This window comes from Sphingomonas sp. Tas61C01 (genome assembly GCF_052567495.1).
In genome coordinates, this window is the sequence record NZ_CP199583.1 from 2,244,240 (window position 1) to 2,266,233 (window position 21,994).

General features: G+C 68.1%; 20 protein-coding genes. 13 read left to right on the forward strand and 7 right to left on the reverse strand.

Annotation, left to right across the window (positions count from 1 at the left end):
• Positions 1-212 precede the first annotated feature (212 nt).
• Positions 213-764, forward strand: a complete 552-nt coding sequence (locus ACT009_RS10435; protein WP_445191024.1) for a Uma2 family endonuclease — start codon at positions 213-215, stop codon at positions 762-764.
• On the forward strand, positions 761-1,222 hold the full coding sequence (locus ACT009_RS10440; RefSeq protein ID WP_445191025.1) for a DUF3429 domain-containing protein: 462 nt from the start codon (positions 761-763) through the stop codon (positions 1,220-1,222). Before ACT009_RS10435 ends, ACT009_RS10440 begins: the two co-directional genes overlap by 4 nt.
• Before the next feature lie 12 nt (positions 1,223-1,234).
• Here the strand turns inward: ACT009_RS10440 and hemA are convergent, their stop codons facing one another.
• Positions 1,235-2,482, reverse strand: a complete 1,248-nt coding sequence (hemA, locus tag ACT009_RS10445) for a 5-aminolevulinate synthase (RefSeq protein WP_445191026.1) — start codon at positions 2,480-2,482, stop codon at positions 1,235-1,237.
• Between the two features lie 66 nt (positions 2,483-2,548).
• A complete protein-coding gene (murI, locus tag ACT009_RS10450) occupies positions 2,549-3,343 on the reverse strand; it encodes a glutamate racemase (protein ID WP_445191027.1) in 795 nt (264 codons plus the stop codon).
• A gap of 100 nt (positions 3,344-3,443) precedes the next feature.
• Between murI and plsY the strand changes: the two genes are divergently transcribed.
• The 4 genes from plsY (at position 3,444) to ACT009_RS10470 (ending at position 10,212) form a co-directional block, all read left to right on the forward strand.
• Entirely contained in the window at positions 3,444-4,049 is a 606-nt protein-coding gene (gene plsY / locus ACT009_RS10455) for a glycerol-3-phosphate 1-O-acyltransferase PlsY (protein WP_445191028.1), read from the forward strand.
• Positions 4,042-5,115 (forward strand): DNA-processing protein DprA, encoded by a 1,074-nt coding sequence (gene dprA / locus ACT009_RS10460; RefSeq protein WP_445191029.1) that lies wholly within the window; start codon positions 4,042-4,044, stop codon positions 5,113-5,115. Before plsY ends, dprA begins: the two co-directional genes overlap by 8 nt.
• A gap of 227 nt (positions 5,116-5,342) precedes the next feature.
• Positions 5,343-7,865 carry a type I DNA topoisomerase gene (topA, locus tag ACT009_RS10465; RefSeq protein WP_445191030.1) on the forward strand — a complete coding sequence of 841 codons (2,523 nt, stop codon included), beginning with the start codon at positions 5,343-5,345 and terminating at the stop codon, positions 7,863-7,865.
• 217 nt (positions 7,866-8,082) lie between these two features.
• Positions 8,083-10,212 (forward strand): S9 family peptidase, encoded by a 2,130-nt coding sequence (locus ACT009_RS10470; RefSeq protein WP_445191031.1) that lies wholly within the window; start codon positions 8,083-8,085, stop codon positions 10,210-10,212.
• A 1-nt stretch (position 10,213) separates the two neighbouring features.
• On the opposite strand, the gene ACT009_RS10475 is transcribed toward ACT009_RS10470, so the two are convergent.
• A complete protein-coding gene (locus tag ACT009_RS10475; RefSeq protein ID WP_445191032.1) occupies positions 10,214-10,510 on the reverse strand; it encodes a hypothetical protein in 297 nt (98 codons plus the stop codon).
• Between the two features lie 65 nt (positions 10,511-10,575).
• On the reverse strand, positions 10,576-11,418 hold the full coding sequence (panC, locus tag ACT009_RS10480; protein ID WP_445191033.1) for a pantoate--beta-alanine ligase: 843 nt from the start codon (positions 11,416-11,418) through the stop codon (positions 10,576-10,578).
• A 73-nt stretch (positions 11,419-11,491) separates the two neighbouring features.
• Here panC and ACT009_RS10485 point away from each other — a divergent pair, with 73 nt between their 5' ends.
• The 7 genes from ACT009_RS10485 (at position 11,492) to ACT009_RS10515 (ending at position 16,903) form a co-directional block, all read left to right on the forward strand.
• On the forward strand, positions 11,492-12,277 hold the full coding sequence (locus tag ACT009_RS10485) for a division plane positioning ATPase MipZ (protein WP_445191034.1): 786 nt from the start codon (positions 11,492-11,494) through the stop codon (positions 12,275-12,277).
• A 24-nt stretch (positions 12,278-12,301) separates the two neighbouring features.
• Positions 12,302-12,577, forward strand: a complete 276-nt coding sequence (locus ACT009_RS10490) for a DnaJ domain-containing protein (protein WP_445191035.1) — start codon at positions 12,302-12,304, stop codon at positions 12,575-12,577.
• On the forward strand, positions 12,574-13,038 hold the full coding sequence (locus ACT009_RS10495; protein ID WP_445191036.1) for a PH domain-containing protein: 465 nt from the start codon (positions 12,574-12,576) through the stop codon (positions 13,036-13,038). Before ACT009_RS10490 ends, ACT009_RS10495 begins: the two co-directional genes overlap by 4 nt.
• A gap of 64 nt (positions 13,039-13,102) precedes the next feature.
• Entirely contained in the window at positions 13,103-13,864 is a 762-nt protein-coding gene (locus ACT009_RS10500) for an exonuclease domain-containing protein (RefSeq protein ID WP_445191037.1), read from the forward strand.
• A 56-nt stretch (positions 13,865-13,920) separates the two neighbouring features.
• Complete coding sequence (locus ACT009_RS10505; protein ID WP_445191038.1) at positions 13,921-15,432, forward strand: sensor histidine kinase; 1,512 nt, start codon at positions 13,921-13,923, stop codon at positions 15,430-15,432.
• A complete protein-coding gene (locus ACT009_RS10510; protein WP_445191039.1) occupies positions 15,429-15,875 on the forward strand; it encodes a response regulator in 447 nt (148 codons plus the stop codon). Before ACT009_RS10505 ends, ACT009_RS10510 begins: the two co-directional genes overlap by 4 nt.
• Positions 15,872-16,903, forward strand: a complete 1,032-nt coding sequence (locus tag ACT009_RS10515; protein WP_445191040.1) for a sensor histidine kinase — start codon at positions 15,872-15,874, stop codon at positions 16,901-16,903. The genes ACT009_RS10510 and ACT009_RS10515 overlap by 4 nt, the downstream gene beginning before the upstream one ends.
• 568 nt (positions 16,904-17,471) lie before the next feature.
• On the opposite strand, the gene gyrB is transcribed toward ACT009_RS10515, so the two are convergent.
• The 3 genes from gyrB to ACT009_RS10530 form a co-directional block, all read right to left on the reverse strand.
• Entirely contained in the window at positions 17,472-19,991 is a 2,520-nt protein-coding gene (gyrB, locus tag ACT009_RS10520) for a DNA topoisomerase (ATP-hydrolyzing) subunit B (RefSeq protein WP_445191041.1), read from the reverse strand.
• An 83-nt stretch (positions 19,992-20,074) separates the two neighbouring features.
• Entirely contained in the window at positions 20,075-21,115 is a 1,041-nt protein-coding gene (gene recF / locus ACT009_RS10525) for a DNA replication/repair protein RecF (RefSeq protein ID WP_445191042.1), read from the reverse strand.
• A 46-nt stretch (positions 21,116-21,161) separates the two neighbouring features.
• Positions 21,162-21,929 carry a Coq4 family protein gene (locus tag ACT009_RS10530; RefSeq protein ID WP_445191043.1) on the reverse strand — a complete coding sequence of 256 codons (768 nt, stop codon included), beginning with the start codon at positions 21,927-21,929 and terminating at the stop codon, positions 21,162-21,164.
• Positions 21,930-21,994: the final 65 nt, after the last annotated feature.

Sequence of the window (21,994 nt, forward strand, 5' to 3'; positions counted from 1 at the left end):
TCCCTTCAAGCGTCGCCGCAAAGAGCGCCGGTAGGGTTTTGAACCTTCTCGTATCCCCGCGAAGGCGGGGATCCAGTAGTGGGCTCCCGCCTTCGCGGGAGCACAAGCAGGTCTCGAACATCACTGCCTCGGGAGCAACATGGCGCGCCCTCCTACGTTAGGTATATACCACGAGTCGCGCCCCTGCGGTGCGTCGCTTAGAGGTTGATGCCATGAACAAGCCCTTCCAGCTTGCCGACACCTCGACCAAGGCCGCGTTCACGACCGCCGAATATCTCCGGATGGGCGAGTCGGGTGCCTTCGACGACATGAAGATCGAGCTGGTCGACGGAGAACTCGAGCGCATGAACCGTCCGCTGAACGATCATTCGCGCCGCCAGACGCTGGTGATCATCCGCCTAGCCATGATCGTCGGAGAAGCGCTCGTCCGCGGCGATGTCGGGGTCGATGTCAGTGATAACACCGTGCTCGGGTGCGACGCCGCGCTGCTCCGGCATCCGGTCGAGGGTCAGCGGCTCCTGGTGCCCGACGACCTCGCGCTGATCGTCGAGGTCGCGCAGACGTCGCTCGCTCGCGACAAGGGCCTGAAACGCGTCCGTTACGCGGCGGCGGCGATCCCCGAATATTGGGTGGTCGATGGCGACCGTGCGGTGGTGCATGTCTACCGCGAGCCGGTCGATGGCGATTACGCGCTGATTACCACGGTGCGATTTGGCGAGCCGCTCGCGGTTCCGGGCACCGGGGCGACGATCACCGTCTCGTGACGACCGAGCCCGTCGACGATCGGCCGCGGGTATCGCAGGCCGCGATGCTGCTGGGCTTTGCGGGTCTCGCGCCACAATTCGCTGCGGTGACGATGATCGCGCTTGGCCGCAGCGATCTCGCGCTGCCGGTGGCGGTCGCCTATCCGCTGATCATCCTGAGCTTCCTCGGCGGCATCTGGTGGGGCTTCGCGGTGCGTCGGCGCGAGAGCCAGGCGTCGCTCGCCGCGCTGGCGGTGGTGCCGAGCCTGGTCGCGATGGGGCTGCTGGCGATGGCCACGATCACCGGCCGGTTCGGGCTGCTGCTGATCGGCACCGGCGTCGCGCTGCTGATGACGCTTATCGTCGACCGTCACCTCGCCCGTAGCGGCGACGCGCCCGCCGACTGGCTGCGGCTGCGGGTGCCACTGTCGGTCGGGTTGGGCGGGCTGACGATCGTTGCGGGCTTCATGGTGCCCTGACGACGCCTGTCGTCAGGCGGCCTTGCGCAGTTCCAGGCGGCTCCAGATCTCGACCAGCGCGTCGGTGAGCTCGCGCATCATCGCCGGCGTATGCGCGGGGCCGGGGGTGAAGCGCAGCCGCTCGGTGCCGCGCGGTACCGTCGGGTAGTTGATCGGCTGGACGTAGACGCCGTATTCGGCGAGCAGCACGTCGCTGATCTTCTTGGCCTTTACCGGATCGCCGACCATCACCGGCACGATGTGGGTATCGCCCATTATCACCGGCAACCCGGCGTCGTGCAGCATCGCCTTCAGCATCGCCGCGGACGCCTGCTGCCCCTCGCGCTCGACACTCGACGCCTTCAGGTGGCGGACGCTGGCGAGCACGCCCGCGACCAGCACCGGCGACAGGCTGGTGGTGAAGATGAAGCCCGGCGCGTAGCTGCGGATCACGTCGACGATGGTCTGATCCGCGGCGATGTAGCCGCCCATCACCCCGAACGCCTTGCCGAGCGTACCCTCGATGATCGTGATGCGATCGGCGACCGAGTCGCGCTCGGAGATGCCGCCGCCGCGCGGGCCGTACATGCCGACCGCATGGACCTCGTCCAGATAGGTCAGCGCGTTGTACCGGTCGGCGAGATCGCAGATCGCCGCGATCGGCGCTACGTCGCCTTCCATCGAATAGACGCTCTCGAATGCGATGAGCTTCGGCAGCGTCGGGTCCTCGGCCGCCAGCAGCTCCTCGAGATGAGCGAGGTCGTTGTGGCGGAACAGCCGCTTCTCGCAGCCCGACTGGCGGATCCCCGCGATCATCGATGCGTGATTCAGCTCGTCCGAGAAGATCACGCAGCCGGGCAGCAGCTTGGCGATGGTCGACAGCGTCGCCTCGTTCGACACGTACCCGCTGGTGAACAGCAGCGCGGCTTCCTTGCCGTGCAGGTCCGCGAGTTCATGCTCGAGATCGACGTGATAATGCGTGTTGCCGCCGATGTTGCGGGTGCCGCCGGAGCCGGCGCCGACGTCGTGCAGCGCCTCTTCCATCGCCGCGATCACCGCCGGATGCTGACCCATCGCGAGATAGTCGTTCGAGCACCAGACCGTGATCGGCTTGGGGCCGTTATGCCCGGCGAAGCAGCGCGCGTTGGGAAAGGCACCCTTGTTGCGCAGGATGTCGATGAAGACGCGGTAGCGCCCCTCGCTGTGCAGGCGATCGATCGCCTGGGTGAACACCCGCGAATAATCGACGCGCGCGCCGGTGTCGGTACGATCCAAGCTCATGGCACGCGCGTTTACGCCCGAGAGGTTATAAATTCCAGCGCATTTGCTGGGTCACCGCGATCGACCTTACAAGCCTTCAATCGCATCGAACCCATAAGCCGCCAGCGCCGGCGCGAGTGCGCGTTCCGCCGCACCGAGTCGCGTGAAGACCGCGGTGCCGGATGCGGCACGGTCTGGCCAGTCCTGCCCCTCGGTCAGTGCCGCGATGCGCCGCGCGATCCCCGCACCGCCATCGACGAAGCGCACCGCACGCGGCGCAGCCGCCGCGAGTTCGTCGGCGACCAGCGGGAAATGCGTACAGGCGTTGACGACGACGTCGATCGAATCGCCACCGGGCTGATCGAACAACCCTGCGAGCACCGCGCGATATGCCGCGGGATCGGCAGCCGCACCGCGCAGCTTGGCCTCGGCGAGCTCGACCAGCGCCGCCGATCCGTGCCGCAGCACGGTGCAGTCGGCGGCGAAGCGCGCGGCGAGATCCGCGACATAGGCCTGCCGCACCGTCGCGTCGGTGCCGAGGACACCGATCGTCCGGGTCACGCTGAGCTCGGCCGCGCGCTTGACCGCGGGCACGGTCCCGACGATCGGCAGGTCGAGCGCGGCGCGCACCGCGGGCAGCGCGATCGTCGAGGCGGTGTTGCACGCGATCACGATCAGCCGCGGGCGATAGCGCTCCGCGAGCCGCCCGAGCAGCGCCGGCACCCGCGCCGCGATCTCCGCCTCGCTCTTGGTGCCGTAGGGAAAGCCGGCCGCATCCGCGGCATAGACGAAGCGCGCGGTCGGCAGCAGCGCGCGCGCCGGGGCAACGATCGACAGCCCGCCGACGCCCGAATCGAAGAACAGGATCGGCGCGTCGGACATCACGGGGCCCTTATCCGGCGCAAGGCGCTGCGCCAAGCTGACCGAGGTTGTTGGCGAAGCGTCACGACCCCGATATGTAGGGGCGCGACAAGGGGGTGCCGTGCAGACCGAAATCACCTGGGTAGCGCCCAGTCTGGCGCTGCTGCTCGGCTATCTGCTGGGATCGATCCCGTTCGGGGTGATCCTGACCCGTGCGTTCGGCGCGGGCGACCTGCGCCAGGTCGGATCGGGCAATATCGGCGCGACCAACGTGCTGCGCACCGGGCGCAAGGGGTTGGCGGCGGCGACGCTGCTGCTCGATCTCGCCAAGGGCGCGGCGGCGGTGCTGATCGCGCAGCGGCTGTTCCCCGGGCAGGCGCCGCTCGCCGCGATCGGCGCGTTCGTCGGCCATTGCTATCCGGTGTGGCTCGGGTTTCGCGGCGGCAAGGGCGTCGCGACGCTGATGGGGATCGTGCTGGCGCTGCACTGGCCGATCGGGCTGCTCTACGCGCTGGTGTGGCTGGGCCTGCTCGCGCTGCTCAGGATCTCGTCGGTGGCGGGGATGGCGGCGGCGATCAGCGCACCGGTCGGGGCGGCGCTGTTCGGGCGGTTCGATCTCGTCATGCTGTTGCTGGTGCTCGCGATCATCGTGCTGTGGAAGCACGGCGAGAACATCGAACGGCTGCTGGCGGGCGACGAACCCCGCATCGGCCGCAAGGATGGCTGACGCCGCCACGCCGCGGCTCCGCCTCCTGCGCACGTCGGGCATCGGCCCGGTCACCTACCGCCAGCTGATCGCCCGCTTCGGCACCGCCGACGCCGCGATCGAAGCGCTGCCGATGCTCGCGCGGCGCGGTGGCGGCGCAGCGCCGCGCACGCCCGATGCCGCGCAGATCGAACGCGAGCAAGCGACGGTCGCACGGCTCGGCGCGCGCTATCTGTTCATCGATGACGCCGACTATCCGCCGCTGCTCGCCGAGATCGAGAACGCGCCGCCCGCCCTGATCGTCCGCGGCGATCGCGCGCTGCTCGGCCGTGCCTGCGTCGCACTGGTCGGCGCGCGCAACGCCTCCGCCGCCGCCTGCCGGTTCGCGCGCCAGCTCGGCCACGACCTCGCCCCCGACGCGACGGTGGTGTCGGGGCTCGCGCGCGGGATCGACACCGCCGCGCATGTCGGTGCGATGCCCGCCACGATCGGGGTGATCGCGGGCGGCATCGACATCGCCTACCCGCCCGAGAACGCCGCGCTGCAGGAGAGCATTGCCGAGCGCGGCCTGCTCGTCGCCGAACAGCCGCCCGGCACCGAGCCGCACGCGCGGCACTTCCCGTACCGCAACCGGATCATCGCCGGCCTGTCGCTCGGCACCGTGGTGGTGGAGGCGGTGCCACGATCGGGCTCGCTGATCACCGCGCGGCTCGCGGGCGAGATGGGGCGCGAGGTGATGGCGGTGCCGGGGAGCCCGATCGATCCGCGCGCGCAGGGAGGCAATTTGCTGATCCGCGACGGCGCGACGCTGGTCCAGTCGGCGGCCGACATCCTCGACCAGATCCGCCCGATCGACGCCCGCGCGGTCCGCTCCCCCGCCGACCGCTTCGCCGCGCCGCCCCCCGCCGACGCCAGCGATCGGGAGCGCGGCGTCGTTACCGCGCTGCTCGGGTCGGTGCCGGTCGCGATCGACGAACTGGTACGGCAGTCGGGCTGCTCGCCGGCCGCGGTGCAGACGGTGTTGCTGGAGCTCGAACTCGCCGGGCGGCTTGAGCGGCAAGCGGGCGGGCGCGTCAGCCTCGCATGACCCAATGCTCTGCGCCTAGCGCATTGCCCGGTGTCCTACAGCGCGTGTTCGGTGCATCGAGGACGGCAATCCCCGCCCGTTCGATTTATACACTGCACCGTCTTTCCATTCGCGCCCGCGCATAGGGTGTGACTCTTGTGACCTTTGGCCTCTCTTGACCCCCCGCTTGACGACGCCGCCGGAGCCTCGTCATCCTCGCGCGTACACGTAAGGACGCTTCGAACCCCATGCAGCTTGTCATCGTCGAATCGCCGGCCAAGGCGAAAACCATCGAGAAATATCTCGGCTCGGACTTTCGCGTCCTCGCCAGCTACGGCCATGTCCGCGATCTGCCCGCCCGCGACGGATCGGTCGATCCCGACGCCGATTTCGCGATGGAATGGGAAAATTATGCGGACAAGTCCAAGCAGCTGAAGGCGATCGCGGACGAAGCGAAGAAGGCCGACCGCCTGATCCTCGCCACCGATCCGGACCGCGAGGGCGAGGCGATCAGCTGGCATGTCCAGGAGGTGCTGCGCGCCCGCAAGGCATTGCCCAAGGAGGTCGAGCGTGTCACCTTCAACGCGATCACCAAGCCCGCGGTGCTGCACGCGATGCAGCACCCGCGCGAGCTCGATACCGACTTGATCGACGCTTATCGTGCCCGCCGCGCGCTCGATTACCTGGTCGGCTTCACGCTGTCGCCGGTGCTGTGGCGCAAGCTGCCCGGCGCGAAATCGGCGGGACGCGTCCAGTCGGTCGCGCTGCGCCTGATCGTCCAGCGCGAGCGCGAGATTGAGGCATTCCGTGCCCAGGAATATTGGTCGGTCACCGCGGCGATGGAGCATGACGGCACGCCGTTCGTCGCGCGGCTGGTGCAATGGGACGGCAAGAAGCTCGACCGGCTGTCGATCGGCAACGAGGGCGATGCGCTGAAGGCGAAGCAGGCGGTCGCCGAGGGCCGCTTCTCGGTCCAGACCGTCGACACCAAGCCCGCCGGGCGCAACCCACCCGCCCCGTTCACCACCTCGACGTTGCAGCAGGAGGCGTCGCGCAAGCTCGGCTTCTCCGCCGATCACACGATGCGGATCGCGCAGGGCCTCTACGAGGACGGCGCGATCACCTATATGCGCACCGACGGCGTGCAGATGGACGGCTCCGCGATCTCCGCCGCGCGGCTGGCGATCGCCAACCGCTACGACGCGTCCTACGTGCCCGACAAGCCGCGCCAGTATACCGCCAAGGCGAAGAACGCGCAGGAAGCGCATGAGGCGATCCGCCCGACCGATTTCGCCAAGGACCGCGTCGGCGGCGGCGACCATGCGCGCCTCTACGACCTGATCTGGAAGCGCGCGCTCGCCAGCCAGATGGCGTCGGCGCGGATGGAGCGGACCACGGTCGAGCTCGCCGACGGCACCGGACGCAACGTGCTGCGTGCCACCGGCCAGGTCGTGCTCTTCCCCGGCTATCTCGCGCTGTACGAAGAGGGCAGCGACGATAATCAGGATGAAGACGCCCGCCGCCTCCCGCGCATGCGCGAGGGCGATGCCCCGGCCAAGAAGGGCGTCGATGCCGAACAGCATTTCACCCAGCCGCCGCCGCGCTTTTCCGAGGCATCGCTAGTCAAGCGGATGGAGGAACTCGGCATCGGCCGCCCCTCCACCTATGCGTCGATCATCAAGACGCTGAAGGACCGGATGTACGTCCGGGTCGAGAAGAACCGCTTCTTCGCGGAGGAGAGCGGACGCCTCGTCACCGCGTTCCTCGAACGCTTCTTCGAACGCTATGTCGGGTTCGATTACACCGCGGAGCTCGAAGAGGAGCTCGACGACGTTTCGGGCGGCCGCGCGCAGTGGCAGGCGGTGCTCGAGGCGTTCTGGCGCGACTTCAAACCACGCACCGCCGAGGTGATGGAGCAGAAGCCGAGCGAGGTGACCGCCGCGCTCGACCTGTTTCTCGCCGACTATCTGTTCCCCGACAAGGCGGACGGTTCCGATCCGCGACTCTGCCCGAATTGCGGCGAGGGCAAGCTCGCGCTGCGCGGCGGCAAGTTCGGCGCGTTCATCGCCTGCTCCAACTATCCGGAGTGCAAATACACCCGCCGCTTCGCCCAGCCGGGTGGCGAGGGCGAGGACACCGGCCCCGAAGGGCTCGGCAAGGATCCCGAGACCGGGCTGGAGGTCGAGCGCAAATCGGGGCGGTTCGGGCCCTATATCCAGCTCGGCGAGGGCAAGGACGCTAAGCGCGCCTCGATCCCGAAGGACATCCCCGAGCTCGATCTCGAATGGGCGCTGAAGCTGCTGAGCCTGCCGCGCACGATCGGCACCCACCCCGAATCGGGCGAGCCGATCACCGCGTCGATCGGGCGATATGGGCCCTATCTGGCGCATGCCGGCAAATATGCGCGGCTGACCTCGACGTCCGACGTGTTCGAGACGGGCATGAACGCCGCGGTGGTGAAGCTCGCCGAGGCCGCGGCCGGCGGCGGACGCCCGCAACGCGGCGCGCAGGCACCGCTGAAAATACTCGGGCTGCATCCGCGCAGCGAAGCCGAGATCAAGCTGATGGAAGGTCGCTACGGCGCCTATGTCACCGACGGCACCACCAACGCGACGCTCCCCAAGTCGATCGAGAAGGACGCGCTGACGCTGGAGGAAGCCGCCCAGCTGATCGACGCCCGCGCCGCCGCGGCGCCCGCGAAGGGCAAGAAGAAGGCGCCCGCGAAGAAGAAGGCGCCGGCCAAGAAGGTGGCGGCGAAGAAGAAGGCGTGAAGGAGGCTTAGATCCTCCCTCGCTTCAGCGGGGGAGGGGGACCGCTCGCGAAGCGAGTGGTGGAGGGCGCCTCGCCCAAGCGGCAGCCTTTGTGGAGAGGCCCCCTCCGTCAGGCTGCGCCAGCCACCTCCCCCGCTGAAGCGAGGGAGGATCGAGAAACTCACTGACGCGACACAAACCTCCGGCTACGATCGATCCAAGAACAAGGGGAAGCAGCATGGCGATCACCAAGCGTTTTGGTCTCTCGATTTCCGTCGCCCTGATCGTGGCCACCGGCGCCACCGCGCAGACGGCACCCTCTCCGCAGCCGCCCCGCGTCGCCAAGAAGCCGTTCGAGGTCACTTCGCCCAACGGCACCCGCGAGGACGATTACTACTGGTTGCGCGACGACACCCGGAAGAACCCCGAGATGCTCGGCTATCTCGCCGCCGAGAACGCCTATGCCGATGCGCAGCTCGCCGCGCTGAAGCCGCTGCAGGCCAAGCTCTACGAAGAGACCGTCGCGCGGATCAAGCAGGACGACGGCTCGGTGCCGTATCGCAAGAACGGCTATTGGTATCGATCGCGCTTCCAGGTCGGCGGCAACTATCCGATCGTCGAGCGCCGCAAGGGCGTGCAGACCGCGCCTGCCGAGACGATCTTCGACCAGCCCGCGATGGCGCAGGGCCACAGCTTCTTCGCGCTCAGCGACTGGTCGGTCAGCCCCGACAACCGCCTAGTCGCCTGGGCGGAGGACGTGGTCGGTCGCCGCCAGTACGTGCTGAAGGTGAAGGACCTCGCCACCGGCCGGATGCTCGCCGATACCGTCACCAACATCGAACCCAACATCGTCTGGGCGGGCGACAGCAAAACGATCCTGTACGTCGAGAAGGATTCGGTGACGCTGCGCGGCTACCGGGCGAAGGCGCACGTGCTCGGCACGCCGGCCGCGACCGACACGCTACTCTACGAGGAGAAGGACGACACCTTCTCGATGGGCATCGCGCGCACCGCCGACGACAGGTTCGTCTGCATCGGCGTTCAGACGACGGTCAGCGACGAACAACGCTGCGCGCCGGTGGCGACACCCACCGCCTTCACCGTCGTCGCGCCGCGGCAACGCGAGTTCCGCTACAGCGCCGACCATATCGGCACGCGCTGGATCGTCCGCACCAACAAGGCCGCGAAGAACTACAAGCTGGTGACCGTCGCCGACGCCGATCTGGCCAAGGGCCCCGCGGCGTGGCGCGACCTGACCCCCGCCAGCGACACCGTGTTCATCGAAAGCTTCAAGCCGTTCGACGGCTATGTCGCGATCGACCAGCGCGAGGGCGGCAACCGCATGATCCGGCTGTTGACCGACGCCGGCAAGTCGATCCCGGTGAAGGCCGACGAACCCGCCTATCGCATGGCGCTCGACATCAACGAAGAGCCCGCGACGCCGTGGGTGCGCTACACCTACGGGTCGCTGGTGACCCCGACGACGACCTACGAGGTCAACGCCACCACGGGCGAGCGCCGCGTGCTGAAGGTCGCGCCGGTGCCGGGCTACGACCCCGCCGCTTACGTGACCGAGCGGGTCTGGGTGCCGGCCCGCGACGGTACGCGAATCCCGGTGTCGATCGTCTACAAGAAGGGCTTCAAGCGCGACGGCACCGCGGCGATGCTGCAATATGCCTATGGCAGCTACGGCCTGTCGATGGACCCGCGGGTCGATCCCGGCCAGATCGGCTTGCTCGATCGCGGCATGGTCTATGCGCTGGCGCATATCCGCGGCGGGCAGGAGATGGGCCGCGGCTGGTACGACGACGGCCATCTGCTCAACAAGAAGAACAGCTTCACCGATTTCATCGACGTCACCCGCTATCTCGTCGCACAGAAATATGCGGCGAAGGATCGGGTCGCGGCGATGGGCGGCAGCGCCGGCGGGTTGCTGATGGGCGCGGTCGCGAACATGGCGCCGGCGGATTATAAGCTGATCGTGGCGCAGGTGCCGTTCGTCGACGTCGTCACGACGATGCTCGACGCGTCGATCCCGCTCACCACCTTCGAATATGACGAATGGGGCAATCCGGCGCAGAAGCGCTTCTACGATTACATGCTGAGCTACTCGCCCTACGACAACGTCGCGGCGAAGGCTTATCCGGCGCTCTATGTCGGCACCGGGCTATGGGACAGCCAAGTGCAATATTACGAGCCCGCGAAATGGGTCGCCAAGCTTCGCGAGATGAAGACCGATCGCAACCCGCTGCTGTTCCGCGTCAACATGGAGGCGGGGCATGGCGGCAAATCGGGGCGGTTCGAACGCTTTCGCCAGAACGCCGAATGGCAGGCGTTCATGCTCCAGCAGCTGGCGGTGACCGGCTAGATCAGGCGGCGCGGCGCTGGGTCATGCCGAGCCATGCGCGCGCGGCGGCCTGGGCGGTCGCGATCTCGCGCGCGGTCATGTCCTCGGCGACTTCGGCGCGGCACGCCTGCGCTTCTTCGAGCCCGGACACCGCGGCGAGGTTGAACCACTTATGCGCTTCGATCAGGTCGATCTGAACGCCCGAGGTGCCGGTCGAATAGCTGACGCCGAGATCGTACAGCGCGTCCATGTCGCCGGCGGCGGCGTCCGCCATCCGGCTCTCGATCAGAAATTGCGCACTCTTGTAGCTGCTGCCCATTGAACTCACCCCGCTTGCTTCGAGGGTGTTCTGAACCGATTCGCCTATCCAAATGGTTAATGCGTTTAACCCTGTTCGATCGGCACGTTGTCGATCAATCGGGTGGTCCCCATTCGCGCCGCGGCGAGCAGCCGGCGGGGGCGATCGGGGGCCGGATCGGGCGCCAGTGTCTCGGCATCGGCGAGCGCGACATAGTCGATCTCGAACCCCGCCGCGATCAGCGTCTCGCGCGCCTCGGCCAGCGCGTCGTCGGGCGCATCGCCGCGCGCGATCGAGCGGGCGGCGATGCCCAGCGCGCGCGGCAGCGCCACCGCGCTCGCCCGCTGGACCTCGTCGAGATAGATGTTGCGCGACGACAGCGCGAGCCCGTCGTCGTCGCGCTGGGTCGGCACCCCGACGATCTCGACCGCCAGATCGAGGTCGGCGACCAGCCGCCGGATCACCGCGAGCTGCTGGAAGTCCTTTTCACCGAAATAGGCGAGATCGGGGCTGACCTGGTTGAACAGCTTGGTCACCACGGTGGCGACGCCATCGAAATGTCCCGGTCGCGCCGCACCGTCGAAGCCGTCCGACACCCCGGCGACCGAGACGTTGGTCGCGAACCCCGCGGGGTACATCGTCTCCACCGACGGCATCCAGAGCAGGTCGCAGCCCGCCGCGGTCAGCATCCGCGCGTCGCTCGCCTCGCGTCGTGGATAGCGGCCGAGATCCTCGCTCGGGCCGAACTGCCTGGGATTGACGAAGATCGACGCCACGACCCTGGTCCCCGGGCGCTTGGCCGCGTCGATCAGCGCGACATGCCCGGCGTGCAGCGCGCCCATCGTCGGCACCAGCGCCACCGCCTGCCCCGCGGCACGCCACTGCGCGATCACATCGCGCAGGCGCCGGAGATCACCAATCGTCTGCACCTTCAAACCCCCTCGAACAATCAGCGCGCGGCTTCTATGGAGGGTCCGACACCCGATCAACAAGGAATACGCCGTGCCCGCAGGGCCTCACGTCATCGCCTTCGCCAACGAGAAGGGCGGCACCGGCAAGTCGACCACCGCGGTGCACGTCGCGATCGCGCTCGCCGCCCGTGGCGCCCGCGTCGCGTGCCTCGATCTCGATCATCGCCAGCGCACCGTCGGCCGCTATTTGGACAACCGCGCCGCCACTGCCAAGCGCACCGGCAGCGACCTGCCGATGCCGGTCCACGCCACCCATGACGGCACCAACGAGGCAGTGTTCGAGGAGCTGTGGGCGCGGCTGTCGGACGGCGCGGATTACCTGGTCGTCGACACCCCGGGGCGCGACGATCCGTTCGCGCGCACCGCGGCGGCGCTATCGAACACGCTGGTTACGCCGATGAACGACAGCTTCGTCGATTTCGACCTGATCGGCCAGGTCGATGCAGAGACATACCAGGTGACCCGGCCGAGCTTCTATTCCGAGCTGATCTGGGATGCCCGCAAGCAGCGCGCGCGCGCCGACGGCACCCAGATCGACTGGGTGGTGCTGCGCAACCGGCTCCAGCATATCGAGGCACGCAACATGCGCCGGGTGTCGGACGCACTGGGGCAGCTCGCCAAGCGCGTGGGCTTCCGGATCATCCCCGGCCTCGGTGAGCGCGTGATCTACCGCGAGCTGTTCCCGGCGGGCCTGACGATGATCGATTCCAAGGAGTTCGGGGCGATGGGGCTGGCGCATGTCGCCGCACGCCAGGAACTGCGCGAGATGATGGCGGCGCTGCAACTGCCCGAGCCCGCACCGCCGCTCTTTGCATGAGGTTGGTCGCATGAGGGTGGTCGCATGATGAAGTGGCTCGTCGCGGCGGCGATCATCTGGGGCGTCTGGCTGCTGCTCCGCAAATCGACCTCGCGCCGGCCGATGACCGACCTTGCCGAAGCGCGCGCGGTGCTCGGCATCGGCGCCGATGCGGACGCCGATGCGATCCGCGTCGCGCATCGCCGGCTGGCGGCACAGGTCCACCCCGATCGCGGCGGATCGGCCGAGCTCGCGCACCGCGTCAACGCCGCGCGCGATTTGTTGCTGAAGGCGGATGCGGGGAGTAGACCGACGCGATGACGACGAACCTTCCGGCCGAGCGCGAGGTCGACAGCTTCCGGTCGAGCACCGCGCGCTGGGTGTTCGGCAGTCTCGCGGGCTGGGGCACGCTGCTGCTGAGCGCGGTCGGGGTCGGGCTGGTCATCATCCTGGTCCGGTGGCTGCGCAACATGTCGTCGGCCTATGTCATCACCGACCAGCGGCTGATCATCCGTAGCGGGCTGTTGATGAAGTCGATCGACGAGATCGAGCTGTACCGGATCAAGGACGTCCGCGTGGTGTTCTCGCTGATCAACCAGATCACCGATATCGGCACGATCACGATCACCTCGTCCGACCGCACCACCGGCGACAAGGAGTTCCTGCTGCGCGACGTGCCCGCCGCCCGCGAACGGCGCGAGGGCCTGCGCAAGCTGGTCGACCGGGCCAGGCAGCGTCGCGGCGTTCGCGAGCTGGACGTCGATCGGGACGGATCGTTCTGACCCGGCACCGCGCTTCCGGCGTACCGGGCTGGCGAAACCGTGTCGAAACAACCATCTAGCGATCATGCCCCCGCCCCAGCCCCAGATCGTCCGCGTCATCGACCTCGAGACTACCGGTAGCGCGCCGCCCGCGCACGGGGTGTGCGAGATCGGCTGGCAGGACGTCGCACTCGGCGCCGGCGGGCGCTGGGAATTGTATGGCGAGGGCGGCAGCATCCTCGTCAATCCCGGCCGCTCGATCCCACCGGTGACGCAGGCGGTGCATCATATTCTCGACGAACAGGTCGCCGACGCGCCGTGGTGGCACGACGTCGCGCGGCGCGTACTCGATCCCTATCCGCGCCGGCTCGCGCTAGCCGCGCACCGGGCCGATTTCGAGCAGCAATATTGCACCTCGGCGCTGACCCATGGCGCCGAATGGATCTGCACCTGGAAGTGCGCGCTGCGGATGTGGCCGGATTCGCCGAGCTTTTCCAACCAGGTGCTGCGCTATTGGCGCAAGCCCGAGGGGCTGGAGCATGAACGCGGGCTGCCGGTGCACCGCGCCTTTCCCGACGCCTATGTCACCGCGTTCCACCTGCGCGACCTGCTCAACGAGGCGAGCCTTGCGCAACTGATCGAATGGTCGCGCGATCCCGGCCTGATCCCGCGGGTACGCTACGGCCCCGATCGCGGCAAGGAATGGCGCGAGCTGGACCATGAGACGCTGATGGGGTTCCTGACCGATCGCGACCCCGACATCCGCTTCACCGCCAACCACGAAATGGATCGTCGCCGCGGCGGCGGGCATGTCGGCAAGGCGTCGCCGCAGGAACTGCTGCTCTAGCATCCGGTCTTTCGCGCCGGCTGGCAAATGCCGCGCCTTCGGCTAAGGGAAGGCGGATGGTAGGCAGCGTCGTCGGCAGGTTGAAGGTTTCCGAAGGCCGGTTCGGGCGCGTGCTGGTCGCATTCATGGCGACTGCGCTGCTGCTGCTGATCGCCGCCGCGGTCGCGATCGCGTGGATCAACGGGCGCAACCAGGCCTATACCGCGGCGGTCGTCCATACCCAGGACGTGCGCCAGGCGATTTCCAATGTGCAGGTCGCGCTGGAGCAGTCGGAGACCGCGCGGCGGGGTTACCTGCTGGCGCCCGGCCCGGTGTTCGCAGAAGCCTATGGCCGGACGTCGCGCACGCTGTTCGCGGGGCTGTCGGAGATCGGCCAGCTGACCCGCGACAACGCCAATCAGATCCGCCGGGTCAATCGCATCCTGCCACTGCTCGGTGCCTTCCAGAAAACCCGGATGGCATCGGTGTCGCTGGCCGCTACGGGGGACCTTCAGGCCGCGCGCGCCGCATTTGCGAGCGACACCAGCGTGCTCCTCACCCGCGCGATCCGCTATCGGCTGAAGGCGATGGCGGACGAGGAGACCCGGCTGCTCGCCATGCGCAGCGACCTGCAACGCAGCGCCACCTTCTGGTTCTACGTCGTGTCAGGGATCGCCGCCGTGCTGCTCGCGCTCGTCGTGGTGCTGACGCTGCTGGTGGTACTGCACAACACGCGGGCGCTGACCGCATCGCGCGACATGCTCCGCGACTTCGCCGACACGCTGGAGGAGCAGGTCGCCGAGCGGACCGCCGATCTCTCGCGCGCCAACGAGGAGATCCAGCGCTTCGCCTATATCGTCAGCCACGATCTGCGATCTCCGCTGGTCAACGTGATGGGCTTCACCGCGGAACTGGCCGAGGTGATCCCGCCGCTGACCGAGCTGATCGAGCGCGCCGAGGCGACCGTGCCCGACATCGTGACCAGCGACGCCCGCGGCGCGGTGCGCGAGGACCTGCCCGAGGCGATCGGCTTCATCCGCGCGTCCACCCAGAAGATGGACCGGCTGATCAACGCGATCCTGAAGCTGTCGCGCGAGGGGCGGCGGACGATCGCGCCCGAACAGCTCGATCCGGCGGCGGTAGTCGACAGCATCGCCGCGTCGATCCGCCACGTCATCGACGAACGCGGCGTGACGCTGTCAATCGAGCGACCGCTGCCGACGATCGTCACCGATCGTGTCGCGCTGGAACAGATCCTGTCGAACCTGATCGAAAACGCGACCAAGTACGGCCATCCCGACCGTGCCGGCACGATTGCGGTGTCGGGCAGCGAGGCGCGCGGCCGCGTCACCATCGCGATCGCCGACAACGGGCGGGGCATCGCGCCGGGCGACCACCAGCGCATCTTCGACCTGTTCCGCCGGGCAGGTGCGCAGGACCAGCCCGGCGAGGGCATCGGCCTCGCGCATGTCCGCGCCCTCGCCCATCGCCTCGGCGGCACCATCGACGTCGAATCCGAATTGGGTCAGGGATCGACATTCCGGCTCACCTTGCCCAAGACCTTTCAGATCCAGGAACAACGGCCATGAACGCGCACCAGATGATCGGCATCGTGATGATCGAGGACGACGAGGGCCATGCCCGTCTGATCGAAAAGAACATCCGCCGCGCCGGTATCCTCAACGACATCAAGCATTTTACCGACGGCCACACCGCGCTGTCGTTCCTGTTCGAGGATCCGACCGGCCCCGCGCGCAACGGCCCGGCGCTGATCCTGCTCGATCTCAACCTCCCCGACATGAGCGGCACCGACATCCTGACTAGGATCAAGGCGGAGGGCAGTCCGCTGAAGCGGACCCCGGTCGTCGTGCTGACCACCACCGACGACAAGATCGAGATCCAGCGTTGCTACGATCTCGGCTGCAACGTCTACATCACCAAGCCGGTGAACTACGAAAGCTTCGCCCAGGCGATCCGGCAGCTCGGGCTGTTCCTGTCGGTGATCCAGGTGCCCGAGATCGAGGACCAGTGAGCGAGACCCGGGTCCTCTATATCGACGACGACCCCGGCATCCGTCGGCTGGCGTCGCGCGCACTGATGCGGCGCGGCTTCCACGTGACCTGCGCCGAGGGTGGCGTCGAGGGCGTCGCACTGGCGCAGCGCGAAGCGTTCGACCTGATCACGGTCGATCACTACATGCCCGGCATCGACGGGATCGAGACGCTGCGCCAGTTGCAGGCGCTGCCCGACACGCCGCCGGTGGTGTATGTCACCGGATCCGAAGAGGGCCGGATCGCGGTCGCGGCGCTGAAGGCGGGCGCAGCCGACTATGTCGTCAAGACCGTCGGCGAGGATTTCTTCGATCTGCTCGCCGCCAGCTTCGAACAAGTCCGCGCCCGCGCCCGGCTCGAACAGGCCAAGGCCGCCGCGGAAGCCGATTTGCGCGGCAGCAACGCGCGGCTCGAGGCGCTGCTCGGCGAGGTAAACCACCGCGTCGCCAATTCGCTGCAACTGGTGTCGGCCATGATTGGGCTGCAGGCGAGCGCGCTGACCGACACCAATGCGCGCGCGGCGCTGGAGGACACCCAGCGACGGATCGGCGCGATCGCGCAGGTTCATCGCCGGCTCTATTCGGCCAATGATGTCGAGAGCGTCGACATGCGTGAATATCTCGGCGCGCTGGTTGCCGAACTCGCCGCGACGCTGTCGGGCGACAGCGGCGGCCATTCGCTGCGCTGCGCCGCGGAGGCGGTGCGGCTGCCGACCGACCGTGCGGTGTCGGTCGGGGTGATCGTCACCGAACTGGTCACCAACGCGTGCAAATACGCCTATCCCGACGGCAATGGCGACGTCCGCGTGCTGCTTGAACGCGACGGCGACGGCGCATTTCTGCTCGCGGTGGAAGACGACGGCTGCGGCATGCCCGCAGGCGTGACCCCGAAGGGCACCGGCCTCGGCACCAAGCTAATCCGGGTGATGGCGCAGAGCCTGCAGTCGGTGGTCGAATACGAGCCCTGCGAGGCGGGGGTGAGAGCGACGCTGCGGGCGAGCCTGGCCTGAGCCGGGCCGGGCAAAAGTCACAAGAGTCGCACCCACACGCGTGCGTGCGAGGGGTGGGTCGCGCTGCGTGAGAGGCGACCCCGCTGCCACACTTTTTAAGCGGCCGCGGCGGAGGCCGGCGCCCGGCGGGGGTTGAGGTGACGAGCGCTGCCCGTCGTCACGGAAGCCCGCGTAACTGGGCCCCGGCCTTCGCCGGGGTGGTGACATACGGTGCCCCGGAAACACCCACTGTGTTCCTGCGAACGCAGGAGCCTAGGGTTACGGGCAACGGCGGTCGTTGCTCCGGGCTCCTGCGTGCGCAGGATCCCGGCGGTTGCGCCGTGGAACGCCCCCCTCCGTACCACCACCCTGGCGTAGGCCGGGGCCCAGTCGGGAATAGAAGGTGCTGAGCGCTGCCCGTCATCACCGAAGCCTGCTTATCTGGGCCCCGGCCTTCGCCGGGGTGGCAAAAGCAAGCGGTGTGCCGCTACCGTGACGTGATCAAACCGACGATGAGAAACAGCTGCCGATCGGCTTGATCAGCGCGGCTCCAACAATGCAAGGGTGCGGGCGCGCGGCCCGCCCCTCCTTAAACGTCCAGATTGGCGACGTTCAGCGCGTTGTCCTGGATGAACTCGCGCCGCGGTTCGACGACTTCGCCCATAAGCTGGGTGAAGATCATGTCCGCCGCCGACGTGTCCTCGGTGGTCACGCGGAGCATGGTGCGGACCGAGGGATCGAGCGTGGTTTCCCACAATTGCTCGGCGTTCATCTCGCCCAATCCCTTGTAGCGCTGGATCGCGAGGCCCTTGCGTCCCGCCGCGAGGATCGCATCGAGCAGTTGCGAGGGACGCGCGACCAGGCTTTCGCCGCGCGCGAGCGTCGCGGTGTTGCCGCCGCCGGGCACGGTCGAGTTGTCGCCGACTTCTTCCTCGTCCTCGCTCGGCTGGGGCGTGCCGCTCGCGCGGACCAGCTTGCCGGCCTGATTGAAGCTGTCGGCCTGCTCCGCGGACAGGGTGTGGAGCTTGCGCGCCTCCGCCGAGCCGAGGAACGTCGCCTCGATGATGTGGTGATCGGTGACGCCGCGCCACAGCCGTTCGAAGTGGATCCCGCCATCTTCGGTCAGCCGTGCGGACCAGCCCGCCTCGTCGTCGCCGTAATCGAGCCGGCGGGTGACCTCGGCGACGCGATCGGCTCGCTGCGCGGGGGTGAAGTTGGGATCGAGCGCGCCGCCGAGCGCGAGCGCCTCGATGATCACCGGATCGTAGCGCCGGGGCACGTAGCGCATCAGCGAGCGCATCCGCCGAGCATGATCGACCAGCGTGCGCAGATCCTTGCCCGAGCGCGTGCCGCCGACCGTCTCGAACACCATCATCGAAACCCCCGCCTCGACCAGATATTCGTCGAGCGCGGCATCGTCCTTCAGATACACTTCCGACCGGCCCTTGGTCGCCTTGTACAGCGGCGGCTGGGCGATGAAGAGGTGACCGCGTTCGATCAGCTCGGGCATCTGGCGGTAGAAGAAGGTCAGCAGCAGCGTGCGGATGTGTGCGCCGTCGACGTCGGCGTCGGTCATGATGACGATCTTGTGGTAGCGCAGCTTGTCGGCGTTGAAATCGTCACGGCCGATGCCGGTGCCCATCGCCTGGATCAGCGTGCCGATCTCGCGGCTGGAGATCATGCGGTCGAACCGCGCGCGTTCGGTGTTGAGGATCTTGCCGCGCAACGGGAGGATCGCCTGGAAGTGGCGATCGCGCCCGCTCTTCGCCGAACCGCCGGCCGAGTCACCCTCGACCAGGAACAATTCGCACTTGGTCGGGTCGCGCTCTTGGCAGTCGGCGAGCTTGCCGGGCAGCGAGGCGATGTCCATCGCTCCCTTGCGCCGGGTGAGCTCGCGCGCCTTCTTCGCGGCTTCGCGCGCGGCGGCGGCGTCGATGATCTTGCCGACGATCGCCTTGCCGTGCGCTGGATTCTCCTCAAGCCATTCGGCGAGCTTGTCCGCCATCAGGCTTTCGAGCGGCTGGCGGACTTCCGACGAGACCAGCTTGTCCTTGGTCTGCGAGCTGAACTTCGGATCGGGTAGCTTGACCGAGACGATTGCGGTCAGCCCCTCGCGCATGTCGTCGCCGGTGAGGGTGACCTTCTCCTTCTTCAACATGCCCGACTTGTCGGCATAGTTGTTGAGGGTGCGGGTCAGCGCCGCGCGGAACGCCGCGAGATGGGTGCCGCCGTCGCGCTGCGGGATGTTGTTGGTGAAGGCGAGGACGTTCTCGTAATAGCTGTCGTTCCATTCCAGCGCGACGTCGATGGTGACGTCGTCGCGGGTGCCGGAAATCGCGATCGGCTCGGGCATCAGCGAAGTCTTGGCGCGATCGAGATACTTGACGAACGCGGCGATCCCGCCCTCGTAATAGAGCTCGACGGTCTTCAATTCCTCGTGCCGTCCGTCGGTGAGGAACAGCCGGACGCCCGAATTGAGGAAGGCAAGCTCACGATAGCGGTGCTCGAGCTTATCGAAATCAAATTCGGTGATCTTGAAGGTCGCGGGCGACGGGAAGAAGGTGACGCGGGTGCCCTTCTGCCCCTCGGTCGCCGGACCGACGACCTTCAGCGGTGCGACCGCGTCGCCGAACGCGAAGCGCATGTAGTGTTCCTGGCCATCGCGCCAGATCGTCAGGTCGAGCCATTCGCTGAGCGCATTGACCACCGAAACGCCGACGCCATGGAGCCCGCCCGACACCTTGTAGGCATTGTCGTCCGAGGTGTTCTCGAACTTCCCGCCGGCATGGAGCTGGGTCATGATGACCTCGGCCGCCGACACGCCTTCCTCGGTGTGGATGCCGGTCGGGATGCCGCGGCCATTGTCGGTGACCGATACCGAGCCGTCGGGGTTGAGGACGATGTCGATCCGGTCGCAATGCCCCGCCAGCGCCTCGTCGATCGCATTGTCCGACACCTCGAACACCATGTGGTGGAGGCCGGAGCCGTCGTCGGTGTCGCCGATATACATGCCGGGGCGCTTGCGGACCGCGTCGAGGCCCTTCAGGACCTTGATCGAATCGGCGCCGTAATCGCCCATATTGGGGTTTGAAGCGGGGTTGGTTGCCATGCCCAGCATATAGGCACGACGCCCCCGAAACGGAAGCGAAATGGCTCGCGAGCGGGGCGGGACGGGCGACGGCGGGCGATCGGTCAGCCGAGCGCGATATGGACCTTCTCGGCGCCGATGGCGGCGAACAACGCCTCTTCCGCGCCGGTCATCCAGACCTGGCCAAGCCCCGCCAGACGATCGAACAGCGCGGCGCGGCGATCGGGGTCGAGATGCGCGGCGACTTCGTCGAGCAGCAGGATCGGGCGGCGGCCGGTGCGGTCGGCGACGAGTTCGGCATGCGCGAGGACGATGCCGAGCAGCAGCGCCTTCTGCTCGCCGGTCGAGGCGAGCGCGGCGGCGCGGGCCTTGTCGAGATGGGTGACGACGAGATCGACCCGGTGCGGGCCGACCAGCGCGCGCCCCGCCGCCGCATCGCGCGCGCGATTGCGGCGGAGCGCCTCGGCGAGGTCGGTCTCCACCCACCCTTCGAGCGCGAGCCCGGCGCTAGGGAAATCGGCGTCGGCGCGGTCGGCGAGCCGGGCCGCGAGCAATGTCACCGTCTCGTCGCGCGCCGCCGCGAGCGCGGCGCCGTGCTCCGCCATCTGCGTCTCGAGCGCCGCGAGCCAGTCCGGGTCGGCGGGTGCGTCGTCGGTGAGCAGGCGGGTGCGCGCGCGCATCGCGGCCTCGTAGCGCGCGGCATGATGCGCATGCGCGGGGTGGAGCGCGAGGGTGAGGCGATCGAGGAAGCGGCGGCGCTCGCCTGCGGGTTCGACGAACAGCCGGTCCATCGCCGGGGTGAGCCAGAGGATCGTCAGCCAGTCGGCCAGCGTGTTGGCGGTCGCGGCCGCGCCCTGGATGCGGACGATCCGGCGCTCGGGCGCGCTCGCCAGCGCGCCGGTGGCGATCTCGACCTCATCGGCGATCGCCGCGGCGACCCCGAACCCGCCCGGCCCGTCGGCGCGCGCCATGTCGCCGAGCGAGGCGCGGCGCAGCCCGCGGCCGGGGGCGAACAGCGACACCGCCTCGAGGATGTTGGTCTTACCTGCCCCGTTGGCGCCGGTCAGCACCACGAAGCCCGGCCCGGGCGCGAGCGTCAGCGCCGCGTGGTTGCGGAAATCGGTGAGGACGAGGCGCGCGAGCATCGCGCCCGACTTAGCGCGCCCTGTCGTGCTGGCAATCCGCGAGAGGTCAGGCGGCGGCGCGCTGCGTGCTCAGATAGGAAGCGAGTTCGGCGCCGAGTTCGCGCTGCGCGGTCAGGTAGGCGGTGGGGGTAGCGATGTTCAGCCGCGCGCGGGCGGCGTCGAGGGGTTCGTGGAGGAGTTGTTCGTAATCCTCGCCCGAGATCCACTTCGCCTTGCGGCCGTGACGATAGCCCTCCCACACCGCCTTGGCGAACAGCGTGCCCTTGGTCACCTTCAGGCTCTTGAGCGCCGCGGCGCCGCCGATGAACGCCCAGCCGAGCCCGCCGACCTGCGCATAGCTGAACGCCACCAGCGCGGCCTCGCCCAGGCTTTCGTCGGCCTTGTAGCCGGTCAGCACGTGCCAGATGTCGTGGGTGTCGCGGACGCGGCGGCCGAACCACGCATAGGGATGCGTGATGTCGTCCTCGCTCGGCTCGATCCGGCTGACCTCGACGAGGCCGTCGGCGGAATAGCCGGTCGATTCGAGGAAGTGGCGATACGCTGCGCCGACCGTGCCCGGGGCGAACGCCGCGACGAAGGCGGGATCGGAGAAGCGCTGGGCCAGCTCGGTCCGCTCGTAGGCGAGCCGCCCGCCCTGGGTGGTGCCGAGCAACCGCGCATAGTTCATCGGCCCGTTGCCGACGTTCAGCGCGCGCATGATCCGGAACACCTGCGTGGTGTCGTCGCCATTCGCCATCAACTTGCCGATCGCATCGAACGCGGCGCGCCAGTCGCGACGGCCGGACGTGCCGGGAAACGGAGGGAGCGTCGCCATCGAGTCGGGTTCCTTACTGACAGTGATGTTAGTAAGGATGGGTGGTGGTGGAGTCAAGGTGGGTA

Excerpts from the sequence above, each read along its gene's own strand:
- recF (WP_445191042.1), bottom strand. The coding sequence starts at position 21,115 with ATGCTCGCGCGCCTCGTCCTCACCGATTTCCGCAACCACGCGGCGCTG.
- ACT009_RS10505 (WP_445191038.1), top strand. The coding sequence starts at position 13,921 with ATGGTAGGCAGCGTCGTCGGCAGGTTGAAGGTTTCCGAAGGCCGGTTC.
- ACT009_RS10490 (WP_445191035.1), top strand. The coding sequence starts at position 12,302 with ATGATGAAGTGGCTCGTCGCGGCGGCGATCATCTGGGGCGTCTGGCTG.
- ACT009_RS10435 (WP_445191024.1), top strand. The coding sequence starts at position 213 with ATGAACAAGCCCTTCCAGCTTGCCGACACCTCGACCAAGGCCGCGTTC.
- ACT009_RS10495 (WP_445191036.1), top strand. The coding sequence starts at position 12,574 with ATGACGACGAACCTTCCGGCCGAGCGCGAGGTCGACAGCTTCCGGTCG.
- dprA (WP_445191029.1), top strand. The coding sequence starts at position 4,042 with ATGGCTGACGCCGCCACGCCGCGGCTCCGCCTCCTGCGCACGTCGGGC.
- murI (WP_445191027.1), bottom strand. The coding sequence starts at position 3,343 with ATGTCCGACGCGCCGATCCTGTTCTTCGATTCGGGCGTCGGCGGGCTG.
- ACT009_RS10530 (WP_445191043.1), bottom strand. The coding sequence starts at position 21,929 with ATGGCGACGCTCCCTCCGTTTCCCGGCACGTCCGGCCGTCGCGACTGG.
- ACT009_RS10510 (WP_445191039.1), top strand. The coding sequence starts at position 15,429 with ATGAACGCGCACCAGATGATCGGCATCGTGATGATCGAGGACGACGAG.
- hemA (WP_445191026.1), bottom strand. The coding sequence starts at position 2,482 with ATGAGCTTGGATCGTACCGACACCGGCGCGCGCGTCGATTATTCGCGG.
- ACT009_RS10470 (WP_445191031.1), top strand. The coding sequence starts at position 8,083 with ATGGCGATCACCAAGCGTTTTGGTCTCTCGATTTCCGTCGCCCTGATC.
- gyrB (WP_445191041.1), bottom strand. The coding sequence starts at position 19,991 with ATGGCAACCAACCCCGCTTCAAACCCCAATATGGGCGATTACGGCGCC.
- topA (WP_445191030.1), top strand. The coding sequence starts at position 5,343 with ATGCAGCTTGTCATCGTCGAATCGCCGGCCAAGGCGAAAACCATCGAG.
- ACT009_RS10475 (WP_445191032.1), bottom strand. The coding sequence starts at position 10,510 with ATGGGCAGCAGCTACAAGAGTGCGCAATTTCTGATCGAGAGCCGGATG.
- ACT009_RS10500 (WP_445191037.1), top strand. The coding sequence starts at position 13,103 with ATGCCCCCGCCCCAGCCCCAGATCGTCCGCGTCATCGACCTCGAGACT.